The 13808-nt window shown below is 71.6% G+C and carries 16 protein-coding genes; 4 read left to right on the top strand and 12 right to left on the bottom strand.

Annotated features, from left to right (window positions below):
* Positions 1–59: 59 nt before the first annotated feature.
* On the bottom strand, positions 60–818 hold the full coding sequence (locus ACH4EB_RS30450) for a MerR family transcriptional regulator (RefSeq protein WP_398351212.1): 759 nt from the start codon (positions 816–818) through the stop codon (positions 60–62).
* A 121-nt stretch (positions 819–939) separates the two neighbouring features.
* Between ACH4EB_RS30450 and leuE the strand changes: the two genes are divergently transcribed.
* The gene (gene leuE, locus ACH4EB_RS30445) at positions 940–1659 is read left to right on the top strand and encodes a leucine efflux protein LeuE (RefSeq protein ID WP_398351211.1); all 720 of its coding nucleotides are present in this window, start codon (positions 940–942) and stop codon (positions 1657–1659) included.
* Positions 1660–2079: 420 nt separating this feature from the next.
* Here the strand turns inward: leuE and ACH4EB_RS30440 are convergent, their stop codons facing one another.
* Positions 2080–3129, bottom strand: coding sequence for a methyltransferase (locus tag ACH4EB_RS30440; protein ID WP_398351210.1), 1050 nt, complete (start codon positions 3127–3129; stop codon positions 2080–2082).
* A 501-nt stretch (positions 3130–3630) separates the two neighbouring features.
* Here ACH4EB_RS30440 and ACH4EB_RS30435 point away from each other — a divergent pair.
* Positions 3631–3768, top strand: a complete 138-nt coding sequence (locus ACH4EB_RS30435; protein ID WP_398351209.1) for a hypothetical protein — start codon at positions 3631–3633, stop codon at positions 3766–3768.
* 14 nt (positions 3769–3782) lie between these two features.
* Here ACH4EB_RS30435 and ACH4EB_RS30430 read toward each other — a convergent pair whose 3' ends face one another.
* From ACH4EB_RS30430 to ACH4EB_RS30420, 3 genes are all read right to left on the bottom strand, one after another.
* Positions 3783–4622: an ABC transporter permease gene (locus ACH4EB_RS30430; RefSeq protein ID WP_398351208.1), complete on the bottom strand. Its 840-nt coding sequence runs from the start codon at positions 4620–4622 to the stop codon at positions 3783–3785.
* Positions 4619–5560 carry an ATP-binding cassette domain-containing protein gene (locus tag ACH4EB_RS30425; protein ID WP_398351316.1) on the bottom strand — a complete coding sequence of 314 codons (942 nt, stop codon included), beginning with the start codon at positions 5558–5560 and terminating at the stop codon, positions 4619–4621. The genes ACH4EB_RS30430 and ACH4EB_RS30425 overlap by 4 nt, the downstream gene beginning before the upstream one ends.
* Positions 5561–5732: 172 nt before the next feature.
* On the bottom strand, positions 5733–6383 hold the full coding sequence (locus ACH4EB_RS30420; RefSeq protein ID WP_398351207.1) for a PadR family transcriptional regulator: 651 nt from the start codon (positions 6381–6383) through the stop codon (positions 5733–5735).
* A gap of 97 nt (positions 6384–6480) precedes the next feature.
* Here ACH4EB_RS30420 and ACH4EB_RS30415 point away from each other — a divergent pair, with 97 nt between their 5' ends.
* Positions 6481–7302 (top strand): bleomycin resistance protein, encoded by an 822-nt coding sequence (locus ACH4EB_RS30415; protein WP_398351205.1) that lies wholly within the window; start codon positions 6481–6483, stop codon positions 7300–7302.
* Between the two features lie 34 nt (positions 7303–7336).
* On the opposite strand, the gene ACH4EB_RS30410 is transcribed toward ACH4EB_RS30415, so the two are convergent.
* The 3 genes from ACH4EB_RS30410 to ACH4EB_RS30400 form a co-directional block, all read right to left on the bottom strand.
* Positions 7337–7882, bottom strand: coding sequence for a DinB family protein (locus tag ACH4EB_RS30410; protein WP_398351204.1), 546 nt, complete (start codon positions 7880–7882; stop codon positions 7337–7339).
* 102 nt (positions 7883–7984) lie between these two features.
* Positions 7985–9442, bottom strand: a complete 1458-nt coding sequence (locus ACH4EB_RS30405) for an aldehyde dehydrogenase family protein (RefSeq protein ID WP_398351203.1) — start codon at positions 9440–9442, stop codon at positions 7985–7987.
* A gap of 90 nt (positions 9443–9532) precedes the next feature.
* Positions 9533–10396 (bottom strand): helix-turn-helix domain-containing protein, encoded by an 864-nt coding sequence (locus ACH4EB_RS30400; protein ID WP_398351202.1) that lies wholly within the window; start codon positions 10394–10396, stop codon positions 9533–9535.
* A gap of 319 nt (positions 10397–10715) precedes the next feature.
* Here ACH4EB_RS30400 and ACH4EB_RS30395 point away from each other — a divergent pair, with 319 nt between their 5' ends.
* Positions 10716–11216: an ATP-binding protein gene (locus ACH4EB_RS30395; protein WP_398351200.1), complete on the top strand. Its 501-nt coding sequence runs from the start codon at positions 10716–10718 to the stop codon at positions 11214–11216.
* 119 nt (positions 11217–11335) lie between these two features.
* On the opposite strand, the gene ACH4EB_RS30390 is transcribed toward ACH4EB_RS30395, so the two are convergent.
* From ACH4EB_RS30390 to ACH4EB_RS30375, 4 genes are all read right to left on the bottom strand, one after another.
* A complete protein-coding gene (locus ACH4EB_RS30390; RefSeq protein ID WP_398351199.1) occupies positions 11336–11575 on the bottom strand; it encodes a DUF397 domain-containing protein in 240 nt (79 codons plus the stop codon).
* A gap of 311 nt (positions 11576–11886) precedes the next feature.
* Complete coding sequence (gene rpsR / locus ACH4EB_RS30385) at positions 11887–12123, bottom strand: 30S ribosomal protein S18 (RefSeq protein ID WP_398351198.1); 237 nt, start codon at positions 12121–12123, stop codon at positions 11887–11889.
* 219 nt (positions 12124–12342) lie between these two features.
* Positions 12343–13554: a GTP-binding protein gene (locus ACH4EB_RS30380; protein WP_398351197.1), complete on the bottom strand. Its 1212-nt coding sequence runs from the start codon at positions 13552–13554 to the stop codon at positions 12343–12345.
* Complete coding sequence (locus ACH4EB_RS30375) at positions 13554–13808, bottom strand: type B 50S ribosomal protein L31 (RefSeq protein ID WP_398351196.1); 255 nt, start codon at positions 13806–13808, stop codon at positions 13554–13556. Before ACH4EB_RS30375 ends, ACH4EB_RS30380 begins: the two co-directional genes overlap by 1 nt.

Genomic DNA, 13808 nt, shown 5'->3' with positions numbered 1-13808 from the left:
AGCCGGCCGCCGGTACGGCCGTACGGGCCAGGGGGCGCGCTCCCCGGGCCCGTACGGTCTCAGCTCTTGCGCGCCGCGTTGGCCAGCATCGCGTCGCGCAGGTAGACGGCCAGCCCCGGCCGGATGGCCTCGTAGGTGGCGGTGAAGCGCTCGTCCGCGACGTACATCTCACCGAGGCAGGTGTGCATCTCGTACGAGCAGTCGTAGTAGCCGGACGAGATGAACCGCCGGTGCTCCTCGGCGACGTCCATCGCCTCCTCCGAGTCGGCCGGCACCCCGCGCTCCATGGTGTCGGCCATCTTCCGGTGGATGGTGTCGAACTCCTCCGTCAGCCGCTTCCAGTCCTCCTTGGTGTACGAGGCCGTACGGCGCTGTGACTCCTGGTACGCGTCGGTACTCCCCCACCGCTCGCGGACCTCGTCCGCGTAGTCGTCCGGGTCGAAGTCCCCGAAGACCTCGAACTTCTCCTCGGGGGTCAGGTTGACGCCCATCTTGCGTGCCTCCATCGCGTGTTCGACGGCGACGGCCATCGCCTGGAGCTTGCCGATCCGGGCGCTCAGCAGCGCGTGCTGCCGCCGCAGGTGTTCCTGCGGGTCGGCGTCCGGATCGTCCAGAAGGGCCGCCACCTCGTCGAGCGGGAAGCCGAGCTCCCGGTAGAACATGATCTGCTGGAGCCGGTCGAGATCGTCGTCGTGGTAACGCCGGTGCCCGGCGTGATTGCGCTCACCCGGCACCAGCAGCCCGATCTCGTCGTAATGGTGCAGAGTGCGCACCGTCACCCCGGCGAAGCCGGCCACCTGTCCCACCGAATAGTCCATCCTCCCCGCCCTCCCTCCTTCTCGGTACGCACTTCACGATGAGTCCTCACGCCACGTGAGGTGCAAGTCCGCATACCGGAAACCGGTGGGACACCGGAGACACCAGTGGCATCCTGCCGCCATGCTGGGGATAACCGATCTTCCGACCTACCTGGCGGGCCTCGCGCTCATCATTCTGCTGCCGGGCCCGAACTCGCTGTACGTCGTCTCCGTGGCGGCCCGCCGCGGCCCGCGCGTCGCCTACCGCGCGGCGGCCGGCGTGCTGTGCGGCGACACCGTACTGATGACCCTGTCCGCGGGTGGCGTGGCCTCGCTCCTCCAGGCCAGCCCGGTCCTCTTCACCCTCGTGAAGTTCGCGGGCGCGGGCTACCTGACGTGGCTGGCGGTGGGGATGCTGCGCGGCGCGTGGTCACTGTGGCGCGACCGCGGGGCCGCGAAGGCGCTCCGCGAGAAGGCCGAGGGCACCGGGGAGGGCACCGGCGAGGCCGCCGGGGAGGCCGGGGGCACCGGAGGCACCGGGGAGGCGAAGGCGCCCCGGGAACGCCCGTACCGCCGGGCGCTGGTCATCAGCCTCCTCAACCCCAAGGCGATCCTCTTCTTCATCTCCTTCTTCGTCCAGTTCGTCGACCCGAACTACACCCACCCCGTCCTGTCCTTCCTCACCCTCGGCGCCTGGGCCCAGCTCTTCAGCATCACCTACCTCTCCCTCCTCATCTTCAGCGGCACCTACCTGGCCGCCACCTTCCGCCGCCGCAAACGCCTCACGGCAGGCCTGTCGGCAGGCGCGGGCGCAGCCTTCCTCGGCTTCGCGGCCAAGCTGTCACTGGCGAGCGCGGGGTGAGGGGCGGGCGCGACTGCACGAGGGCCTACACGGCCCGGTAACGCCCCATCGTGACGCGAGTGCCTCGACCAGGCACAGGCCGCGCCCCGACTCGTCCGGAGCGGGCAACCGCAGGGGCCGACTGCCCGGCGCGTCGTCCCATACGGTCACGTGTACGCGGCTGTGCTGCACGGACACGTCCAACGGGAAAACGTCCGTCCAGGTACGCGAGAGCGATCAGCCCGCCGATATCGCCGCCACGACGCCCGGGGGGTTCCGCTCCTTCATCCTCGACCGGACGCCCCGGCGCCCCCGGCCCGGCAGATTGTCGGGCGGTACCTGGGGGCGGCCGGGGCAAGTCCGTACGGGCCGAGCGAGCCGGGGGCCGAGCGAGCCGGGGCGGTCCGGGCGGTCCGGGCGGTCCGGGCGGTCCGGGCCGGATCAGACCGCGGCGGCCTCGATGAGGACGTACGGGTCCGGAGCCGGGAGCGGGGTGAGGCCGGTGATCTTGAAGCCGGTCCTGGCGCACAGGTCCTCGAAGTCGGCGCGGGTGCGCTCCCGGCCGCCGACGTTGACCAGCATGTTCAGGTCGCTCATGTAGGGCAGGGCCGACGCGCCGGGCTGTACCGTGTCGGTGAGCACCGGCTCGATGATCAGCAGTCGGCCGTCCGCGGGGAGCACCTGCCGGATGTGGCCCAGGATCCGGACGCACTGCTCGTCGTTCCAGTCGTGGATGACGCTCTTGAGCAGGTACAGGTCACCGCCGGGCGGCGCGGCGGCGAAGAAGTCGCCGGTCTCCAGCGTGACGCGGTCGGCGACCCCCTCGGCGGCCAGTTTCGCGGCGGCCTGCGCGTGGCCTTCCGCGGTGTCGTAGATCATGCCGCGCGGCGCGGGATGGGCCCGCAGGATCGCGGCGAGCAGGGTGCCGTCGCCGCCGCCCACGTCGACGATGGTGGTGAAGCGGCCGAAGTCATAGTGGGGCGGTACGTCCTGGGCGGCGATCCGGGTGCCCTGGCCCATCGCGGTGTTGAACACCTCCGACAGCTCCGGTTCCCCCTTGAGGTGGCTGAAGAAGTCCGTACCGAAGATCAGGTCGAAGGCGGGCGCGCCGCTGCGGACACTGTCCTCCATGCGCTCCCGGGCGCGGGTCATGATCGGCTCGCTGAAGATCCGGGCCAGCGCGGCCATGGAGTCCGGGGTGTCACCGCGCAGCAGCGCCCCGGCGGCGGTGGCCTCAAAGACCCCCGCCTCGTGCTCGATGAGCAGGTCCAGGGAGGCCAGGGCGCGCAACAGGCGCAGCATGGCCTGCGGGTGGGTGCCGCACGCGGCCGCCACGTCGGCCGCCGTACGGGTGCCGTCGCCGATGCGGTCCAGCACGCCCATCCGGACGGCGGTCCCCACGGCGTAGGTGGCCAACTGTCCGAACAGCAGCCGGGTGACCGTGCCACGGGCCTCGCGTTCCGGGGTCGCCCGTTCCTCGTTCGCTTCCACGTCCGCTCCTTCGAGTCGCCTCGGAAACCGCCCCCGCACCGGACCGCGGCCGGATGACGGCACGGCGGGGCCGACGGACCGTTCCCCCGTCCCGCGCGTCAAGTTAGGCAAGCCTAAGTTCCCACGCGAGTTGGCGCAATACACGGTCAATACACCTGCGAACCCCAGTCGTTGACGCTTCACCCACTGGACGCGGGGGCGGAGAGGTGTGTGTCGTCACGCCGGAGGAACTGGTCCGCCACGTCGCCCGGGCGCCCCTCCGTCCTGCGCGTCCCCTGCCGCGACGGCTACTCGCGCGATCCCAGCGTCCCGTTCCCGGCCGGCCCGGAGCGGTCGTTGCCGAAACCGCCCCAGGAGAGCGGCCCTTGGTGGCCGGGCAGGCAAGGGCGCGTCGTTCCACCACCGCGGGTGGCGGGGCGCGTCGCCGGGCATCACCCGCGCGAGTGGCACTACGGTCCGTTCGCGGGACGCGTGGCCACGAACGCGTACACGATCCGGTCCATGGGAGCAGCGATGGCCGCAGAAGCCGAGCAGGGGCGGGGAGAGCGGGCCACCCCGGAGAACTGGATGTGCCGACCGCCGAACGGCTGGACGTACGACCAGGTGAAGGAGTTGGTGCGGAGCCTCGTCGGCGGGTAGGCGTCAGTGGGCCCTCAGCGCCCCAGTCGCCCGAACCTCCGCACCGCCAGCGGGAAGAACACCGCCAGCAGGGCCAGCGGCCAGACGACTGCCAGCAGTTCCGTGTGCTGGGACGCCCAGCCGTCCCCCACCCACCGCGGGTTGGCGAAGAGTTCGCGTACCGCGCCCGCCGTCGCGGACATCGGGTTCCACTCGGCGACGGCGCCCAGCCAGCCGGGCATCGAGGCGGGTGAGACGAAGGCGCCGGAGAGGAATCCGACGGGCCACACCAGGATCTGTACGGCCTGGACGAGTTCGGGCTTGCCGGCCACCAGGGCCAGGTGGATGCCGATCCACAGCATCGCGAAGCGCAGCAGGAGCAGCAGCCCCACCGCGTGCAGCGCGGCGCCGAAGCCGCCGTGCCAGCGCCAGCCCATCGCCAGCCCGGCGCCGGTCATCACCAGCAGGCTCACCGCCGACTCCAGCATGTCCAGGACGCTGCGGCCGATCAGGACGGCCGACGGGGCCATCGGCATGGACCGGAAGCGGTCGATGACGCCCTTGTTGAGGTCCTGGGTGACCGCGACCATCGTCGATTCCAGGCCGAACGCCATGGTCAGCGCGAGCATCCCGGGGACCAGGTACTCCTTGTAGTCGCCGCCGCCCGGCAGCGCCATCCCGCCGCCGAGGAAGTAGCCGAACATCACCAGCATCATCACGGGGAAGACCAGCCCGACGACGACCTGGACGGGCTGCCGCGCCCAGTGGGCCAGGCCGCGGCGGGTCATGGTCCACGAGTCGGCGAGCACCCATCCGGCCGTACGGGCCGGGGCCCCGGGGCTCGGCGCGGGCGCAGGTGCCGTGGCGGTGCTCATACGGTCGTCTCCTCCTTGGCGGGCCGGTGGGTCAGGTGCAGGAACACCTCGTCGAGGGTGGGGCGGCGCAGCGCGATGTCCTGCGCGTCGATACCGGCTGCCGCCAAGTCCCGTACGGTCTCGGTGAGGGCCGCCATCCGGTCGGTGACCGGCGCGCTGACCCGCCGGGCGTCCGCGTCGGTGACGACGGCTCCGGCGACGGCGCCGAGGACGGCCGCCGCACGCCCGAGGTCGTCCTGGTCGTGCAGGACCACGTCGATCCGGTCGCCGCCCACCTCGGCCTTGAGTTCGTCGGCCGTGCCGTCCGCGATGATCCGCCCGTCGTCGACGACGGAGATCCGGTCGGCGAGCCGGTCGGCCTCCTCCAGGTACTGCGTGGTCAGCAGGACGGTCGTGCCGCCGTCCACCAGGGAGCGCACCGCCTGCCACACCTCGGTGCGGCCGCGCGGGTCCAGGCCGGTGGTCGGCTCGTCGAGGAAGAGGATGCGCGGCGACATGATCAGGCTGGCGGCCAGGTCGAGGCGGCGCCGCATCCCGCCGCTGTACCGGCCGACCGCCTTCTTGCCGGTGTCGGCCAGCGCGAACCGTTCCAGCAGCTCGGCGGCGCGGGCCGCCGCGGCGCGCCCTCCCAGGTGGTAGAGCCGGCCGAACATCTCCAGGTTCTGCCGGCCGCTGAGCTCCTCGTCGACGGCGGCGTGCTGGCCGAGCAGTCCGATCCGTACGCGCACCTCGTCGGGCCGACGCAGGACGTCGAAGCCGGCGACCCGCGCGGTACCGGCGTCGGGGCGCAGCAGGGTGGACAGGATGCGGACGAGGGTGGTCTTGCCGGCGCCGTTCGGGCCGAGGACGCCGTGCACGGTGCCGCGGGGCACGGTCAGGTCGAGGCCGTCCAGGGCGGCCTTGCGCCCGTACGTCTTGCGCAGCCCTTCGACCGCGATGGCGGGGGTGGGCGAGGGGGTGCGGCCGTGGTCAGGAGTGGGGGCGGAAGCGGGGCCGGGAACGGGGGCTGGCGTGGGGCTCAAGGTGCCTCCTCCAGGGAGGTAGCCAAGTTTGACTACGTGGATGGAAGGTAGCCCCGGTCGGGTAGGTGGTCAAACTTGACTATGCGCTCTACGGGACCTCGGGGCCGCACTCCGGACCGGGCTCGCCCGTGGCGAACGGGTTCTCCTGGCCCTCCGCGAGCACCCCCACGAACGGCTCACCCTCACCCGCGAAGACGTACGCCCCGCCCTCGATCCGCTCGATCAGACCCCGCGTCCACTCGGCACCGCTGTCCGCCGCGTTCACCCACATGTTCATGAGTTCGCCGATGTGGCCGAGCTGCTCCGGGCCGTCCTCCGGCGTGTAGTACTCGGTGACCGAGTGCCGCCACTCCTCCAGACCCCGCACCCGCTCCTTCAGCAGGGCCACGGCCTCCGCGCGCGGCAGGTCGACGATGAAGCCGACCGCCGCGCTCAGCTCGTCGACCTTGCGGTCGTGCCGGGACAGCGACTCGCGCAGCAGCTTGAAGAACTCCTCGGTACCCGCATCGGTCAGCTCGTACTCCGTACGCGGCGGACCGCCGGCCGGGCTGGGCGCGATGTCGTGCGCGAGCATCAGCCCCTGCTTGGCCATCTGCTTGAGCGCGTGGTAGATCGACCCCGGTTTGGCGTTGGACCACTCGTGGGCGCCCCAGTACTCCAGGTCGTTGCGCACCTGGTACCCGTGCGCCCGCCCGTGCTGGCGCACGGCCCCCAGAACCAACAGCCGGATCGCCGACATCGTTTCCTCGCATCCTTCACACTCGCGCTGCGGCCAGCCTAGACCGCCTACCTATTCAAGTTTGATTACCCCCTGCGGGCGTCCTACGCTCGCCGGCATGGCCGAGACCGTGATTCCGATCCTCCCGTGCCCCTCCATCGACGAACTCCTCGACTTCTACCGGGCCCTCGGATTCGAGGTGACCTCGTACCAGAAGAGCCCGAACCCGTGCTGCGGCGTCCGTCTGCGCGGCATCGAGCTGCAATTCTTCGGGCTGAAGTCGCACGACCCCGCCACGTCGTACAGCACCTGCTACGTCCTGACCGACGACGTGGACGGACTCCACGCGTCCTTCCGCGCGGGCCTGAAAGCCGCGCTCGGCAAGGTGCCGACCCGCGGCCTGCCGCGGATCGGGGCGCTGAAGGACATGTCGTACGGCGTGCGGCAGTTCCTGATGACCGACCCCGGCGGCAACTGCATACGGATCGGTCAGCCCATCGCGGACGGCTTCGAGCACTCGGCCGTCCCGAAGGAGCGCTACGCGCGGGCCCTGCACCAGGCGACGCTGATCGGCGAGTCCAAGGGTGACCACGCCGCGGCGGCCCGCATCATCGACCGGGCCTTGGAGGGCCGGACGGCGGGGGGCGGTACGGCGGGAAGCGGTACGCCGGAGGGCCGGACGGCGGGAAGCGGTACGCCGGAAGGCCGGACGGCGGGAAGCGGTACGGCTCAGAGCCGTACGGCCGACGCCGGGCCGTCCCCGCTTCAGCTCGTACGGCTCCTCGTGCTGCGTGCCGAAATGGCTGCCCAGTTGGACGGCGCACCGGCGGCCGCCGCCTGGCTCGACCGCGCGGAGGCGGTCACACTCGGCGACGCGGACCGGCAGGCGGCGCGCGACGCGCTGCGCCGGGCGGCCGACCTGCGCGCCGAGGGGAGCTGAGGGGTGCCGGGCCAGGCACCGGTCCGAGACCGCCTCAGCCCCGCGCCGCCCGCTCCTCGTCGACCAGGGTGAAGGCGGTCTTGCCGTCCAGGGACTCGCGGATGATGTCCGCGTGCCCGGCGTGCCGGGCGACTTCCTCGATCAGGTGCAGCAGCAGCCAGCGCATCGACTGCTCCGCCTTCGGGGGGTACCAGGGCGCCTCGGGGAGCGGGAAGGTGGCGTTCAGGTCCGGCAGCGACCGGATGAACTCTTCGGTCCTACGGGCCGTCTCATCCCAGAAGGCGAGGATCGACGCGACGGTCTCCGGGCCCTCCAGCCGGAAGCTGAGGTGCCAGGTGTCCATGTCGCGCTCGATGGAGTGCGGCTTCTGCTGAGCGGTCTCCACCCAGCCCTGCTCGACCTCCGCGACATGCTTGATCAGGCCGGACAGCGACAGTTCACTGGCGGACGGCCGCTGCGCGGCCTGTTCGTCGGTGAGGCCGAGTACGGACCGGCGCAGACCTCCGCGCTGCGCCTCCAGGAAGGCCAGGAGCGCTCCGCGCTCGTCACCGTGGGCTTCGGCCGGGACGTGGGTGGGCATGGGGTCCGCCTTTCGAGAGGGCCGCGGCGCTGCTGCCGCGGCCCGACACGACGAACGTTACGAAGAGTTGAGGACAGGCACTGTCCTCAACCCGCCCGGAATTCAGAACGGGAACCGCGACCGCCCGTGCTGGATGGAGATCCACTTGGTGGTGGTGAACGACTCCACCATCGCGTCGCCGTTCAGCCGCCCCAGCCCGGAGGCCTTCTCGCCGCCGAACGGCACGATCGGCTCGTCGTGCACCGTCCCGTCATTGATGTGGATCATGCCGGTCTCGACGCGCTTGGCGAAACGCACGCCCCGCTCGATGTCGGCGGTGTGCACCGCGCCGCTGAGCCCGTACGGCGAGGCGTTGGTGATCCGTACGGCCTCCTCGTCGCCGTCGAACGGCACCAGCGACACGACCGGGCCGAAGATCTCCTGACTGAGCGCGACGGAGCCCTCCGGCAGCCCGGACAGGACGGTCGGCGCGACCAGGGTGCCCCGCACCGTGCCGTGCACGAGCGCGGTGCCGCCCTCGGCGACGGCCCGGTCCACCACCGCGGCGACGGCCTCCGCCTGCCCTTCGTTGATCAGCGGGCCGATGTGGGTGGCCGGATCGCTCGGGTCGCCGACCTTCAGGGACTTGACCTTGGCGACGAACTTCTCGGTGAACTCCCGCTCCACCGCCCGGTCGAGGAGCACCCGGTTGGCTGCCATGCAGACCTGTCCCTGGTGCACGAAGCGGCTGAAGACGGCGGCGTCCACCGCGTAGTCGAGGTCGGCGTCGTCCAGGACGACCAGCGCGCTGTTGCCGCCCAGTTCCAGGATCGTGCGCTTGAAGTGGGAGGCGGCGACGGTCGCGACGTGCCGGCCGACCTTCTCGGAGCCGGTGAAGGAGATGACCTTCGGCACCGGGTGTTCGATGAGCGCGTCACCGATCTCCGCGATGTCGGTCACCACGACGTTCAGCAGCCCCGGGGGCAGCCCGGCCTCCTCGAAGACCTTCGCGACCAGGCCGCCGCCGCAGATCGGGGTGTTCTGGTGCGGCTTGAGCACCACGGCGTTGCCGAGCGCGAGCGCGGGCGCCACCGACTTGACCGACAGCAGGAAGGGGAAATTGAACGGGCTGATGACGCCCACGACACCGACCGGGAGCCGGTAGAGCCGGTTTTCCTTGCCGTCCACCGGGGACGGCAGAATGCGGCCCTCGGCCCGCAGCGACAGTTGGATCGCCTCCCGCAGGAATTCCCGGACCAGGTGCAGTTCGAAAGCCACCTTGGCGGCCGTGCCGCCGACCTCCGCGGTGATGGCGGCGCCGAGTTCCCGCTCCCGGTCGTCGATGATCCGCAGCGCGCGTTCGAAGACCAGCCGGCGGGTGTACGGGTTGGTGGCTCCCCACTCCCCCTGGGCGCGCTCGGCGGCACGGTAGGCCTGGTCGATCTCGTCGACCGTGGCCACGGTTATCGACGCCAGCTTCTCCCCGTCGTAGGGATTGAAATCGACGATGTCCCACGAGCCGCTTCCGGCCCGCCATGCGCCGTCGATGTACTGATACGCCAACTCGTCGAAGTAGGACATGCGAAATCCCAATCTGGAGGACTGGGCGCCGGTCGCAGCGCCCTAGCCGGGGGGTGCTGACTCCTGATGGGAACTCATGCTACCTACGGGTTAAGTCAGTTGGAGTAGACCACGTATCAGGTCTCTGGTCTCGGCCGGATTCGGACTGTCCTCCTGGAGGCGGCCCATGACCCGTGCGTACTGGGCGACCTCGTCACGCTTGTCGAGGTAGAGCGCGCTGGTGAGCTGCTCCAGGTACACGACGTCGGGCAGACCGGGCTCCGGGAAGCCGAGCGTGGTGAAGGCACCGCTCTCCCCCGCGTGCCCGCCGAAGCTGAACGGCATCACCTGTAGCCGCACGTTCGGGCGCTCGGAGAGTTCGATCAGATGCCGCAACTGGCCGCGCATCACTTCCCGGTCACCGTACGGGCGGCGCAGCGCCGCCTCGTCGAGCACGCAGTGGAACTCCGGCGGACGCTCCGCCAGCAACAACTTCTGCCGCTCCAGGCGCAGCGCGACCCGGCGGTCGATCTCCGCGTCGCTCGCCCCCGGCATACCGCGCCGGACGACCGCGTGCGCGTACTCCTGCGTTTGCAGAAGCCCGTGCACGAACTGCACCTCGTAGGCCCGGATGAGGGAAGCGGCCCCCTCCAGGCCCACATATGTCTGAAACCAGCCGGGCAGCACGTCGCCGTAACTGTGCCACCAGCCCGCGACGTTGGCCTCCCGGGCCAGCACCAACAGGGCCCCGCGCTCCTGCGGATCGGTCACGCCGTACAGCGTGAGCAGGTCCTCCACGTCCCGTGCCTTGAAGCTGACCCGGCCCAGTTCCATCCGGCTGATCTTCGACTCGGACGCGCGGATGGAGTAGCCGGCCGCTTCGCGGGTGATTCCACGCGATTCGCGCAGCCTGCGGAGCTGTGCCCCCAGCAGGATGCGCCGCACCACGGACCCGCTCGATTCGCTTGCGGACACCTTTGTGACCCTCCCATGGCCCACCCCGTCCAACAGTGGCCCGCAGTCTGCCACGTCCGGGCTTCGTTGCGTGCTCATCCGGTTACGGATGCGGGAGGTCCGGGCAGCCGCTCCACAAGAACACGTAGGAAGAAATACGCGCGAAGCGGCACGCCGACCTACAAACGGGGCGCGTGCACGTGCATCTGCCCTTGCATCTGGCGTACGCATTGGGAACCATGGGCAGCGCACACATGCACGCTCGTGAAAGATCCGCCAGACCGCCAGATCCGGCTGCCGGCCAGGGTCATGACGACCGCGAACGCCAGGAGTGCCTCGCATGGGGACCAAGGTTTTGACCATGCTTCAGCCGTTATGGCAGGGCTTTCCTCCTGTCGACCCCCCGGCCGTCTCCGGATCCGTCTCCTACTCGCTGGCCCCCCGGTACGAATCGGTGCGCGGCGCACGGCACTTCACCCGCGAGACCCTGTGCCGGTGGGAGCTGGAGGAGATCTTCGACAGCGTCGCCCTGGTCGTCTCCGAACTGGTCACCAACGCCCTGCGGCACGCCACGCCGGCCGGTGCCACCGGCCCGTACGAGCCGCTCTTCGACCCGGGCGCCCCGCCCGCCCGGCTGCACCTGATGCGGTGGTCGTCCCGGCTGGTGTGCGCGGTGCGCGACGCCGACGACGCGCCCCCGGAGGCCGCGGAGGCCGACGCCGGCGCGGAGTCGGGACGCGGCCTGTACCTGGTCGACTCCTTCAGCGACGGATGGGGCTGGCATCCGCTGGCCGGCGCACCGCACGGAAAGGTCGTGTGGGCGCAGTTCCGGCTGCCCTGAGCGGCGGGCGCTCCGGGGCCTCGGGGGCACGGGGCCCGGGGGCCACGGAGCCTCCGCCGGCCTGCCCGGACGGCCGGGACCGTCCGGGCAGGCGCGCCGGGGCGCGCGTCCGGTTCCGGTCAGTCCCGCACCAGGTGGTCGAACTCGCCGTCCTTGACGCCCAGGATCATCGCCTCGACCTCGGCCGGGGTGTAGACGAGCGCCGGCCCGCCCGGGAAGCGGGAGTTGCGTACGGCGATCTCGCCGCCCGGCAGCCGCGCGAACTCCACGCAGGACCCCTGCGAATTGCTGTGCCGGCTCTTCTGCCAGGTCACACCGTGGAGATCCGTTGCGGCCATGCCGTTGTATGCGTCGGGCACAGGTGTCTCCCGGTGGATGCGGTGGTCAGCGGTGACGGGTCGTGGCGCGCTGAGTGTCCGGCGGTCGGTGATGGGTTGTCAGCAGCAGTGCGCACAACGGGGACCGGTGTCAACTGCAACTGGTGGGGATCATAGCTGCGTTCATATGCTGATGCATGGTCGGATGCACGTGCACGACGGCCCGTGGCAGCCCGGTCACAGCTCGTCGCACACCACACCACGGCGCCCCACCCCGAATACCCCCGGTAACCGCGACGAGCCTCCCGCAACACCTTCAGGTGCCGCGGGAGGCTCGCCCGGAAGCAGCCCCCTCACTTGGAGGAGTACGGCAGCAACGCCATCTCCCGGGCGTTCTTGATCGCGCGCGCGAGCTGCCGCTGTTGCTGCGCGCTCACCCGCGTGACCCGGCGACTGCGGATCTTGCCGCGATCGGAGATGAACTTCCGCAGCAGGTCGGTGTCCTTGTAGTCGATGTAGGTGATGCCCGCGGCGTCCAGCGGGTTGGGACGCGGCGCGGTCTTCTTGCGGGGGTCGTGGCGGCGGGGCATGCGAGGCTCCTGACGGTGTACGGGCGGGCGGCGGCCCAAGGCGGGCGGTGTACGGGCGGGCGGTGGGCCGGGGCGGGCGGGCCGCAGGGTGCGGGCTCGGCGGGCCGGTTACGGCAACGACAGCGACCACCGCGGCCGACGGCCTTCTGCGGCCACAGCGCCAAGGGCCTCCTGCGGCCACGACGGCCAACGGCTCGGCCACAGCGGCCAACAGCACTCCTACGGAACGGGATCGAGCAGCTCGTCGAACGCGGGAGCCAGCCGCTTCCACGCCCGCGGCCCGCCCGCGTACTCCTCGTCCGTCAGCAGGCAGGACTCCAGCAGCGACGTCAGCCCGTCCCGGTCCAGCCCCGGCGAGGTGAAGACGAGGTGCTGCGCGCGGTCGCCGTGCTCGGGGTGCCAGTCCAGGGCGGCCGCGGCGCGGCGTACCGGCGGCACCAGCTCCCAGGCGGCGTCCGGCAGCGCGGCCAGCCAGGGCCCGGCGTTCTCGACGCACAGGGCGCCGCCCGCCGCGTCCCAGGACAGCAGGGTGTCCGGCCGGTCCGCCAGCCAGAAGCGGCCCCGGCTGCGGGTCGCCACGCAGGTCAGGTCCTCCAGCGCCGCGTACAGCCGGGCCGGGTGGAAGGGCCGGTCGCGGTGCCAGACGAGCGTCCCGACACCGTCCGCGTCGGCCTCCTGCGGGAGCAGCGCGCACGCCGGATGCTGCCGGGCGGCGGCCGCCTCCACGTCGAACCCGGCGAGCGCCGCCGCGGCCAGCTCCCCCGGGGAGTCGGCGTCCACCAGCCGGGCCGTGGGGTGCAGTTGGGCGAGCAGCGCCAGGTCGGCCGCGTCGCCCTCCTCCTCGCCCGGTACGACGGCGAGCGCGGGCGGGTACTCCAACTGCCGGGCCCAGGTGTCCGCGACGGTCCGCTGGTCGGAGGCGGCCGCGGCGAGTCCGGCCTCGGCCAGGTCGTCCCCGCAGCCCAGGTACGGCAGCAGCAGCGCCGGGTCGACGGCGGTGAGCACGCCGGTCAGCGCGAGCGCCTCGCCGCCGCAGGCGGTGACGACCTCGGCCATGGCCTTGGGCTCCACGGAGTCCCACAGTTCGACGACGGCCAGCCGGCAGGTACGGCCGGCGGCCAGCCGCTCCAGCTCGGGCACCAGGTCCTCGCGGAGCGCACAGCAGGCGCAGTCGTTGACCAGCGGCGCCTCGCCCGTGTCGAGCACGCCCCCGGCGTCCCGCACGGTCCGGCGAACCGTTCCCTCAGCGGCGGAGGCGAGGTCGTGGTGGAGCGCGACGCTGCCGGGTACGGCGCGCAGCAGCCGCTCCACGGCGGTCCGGCGGGCGTCCGAGTGCAGCCCGCCGACGATCACCACGGACAGCCGCTCCCCGAAGCCGCCCCCGGGACCGCCGGAGCCGCCGGGTGCGCCCTCCTTCGACGGGCCGCCCATCAGCGGGCCCCGCGCTTCCCGTAACGGCGCTCGAACCGCTCGACGCGGCCCGCGGTGTCCAGCACGCGCGCCGTTCCCGTGTAGAAGGGGTGGCTCGCCGAGGAGATCTCGACGTCGATGACCGGGTAGGTGTTGCCGTCCTCCCACTCGACCGTCTTGTCGCTGGTGGCGGTCGACCGGGTCAGGAAGGCGTAGTCGGCGGCCCGGTCACGGAAGACGACGGGCCCGTAGGCGGGGTGGATTCCAGGCTTCAT

The organism is Streptomyces sp. NPDC018045, assembly GCF_044327445.1.
Classification (GTDB): Bacteria; Actinomycetota; Actinomycetes; order Streptomycetales; family Streptomycetaceae; genus Streptomyces.
This window is presented reverse-complemented; position numbering and strand designations above follow the sequence as displayed.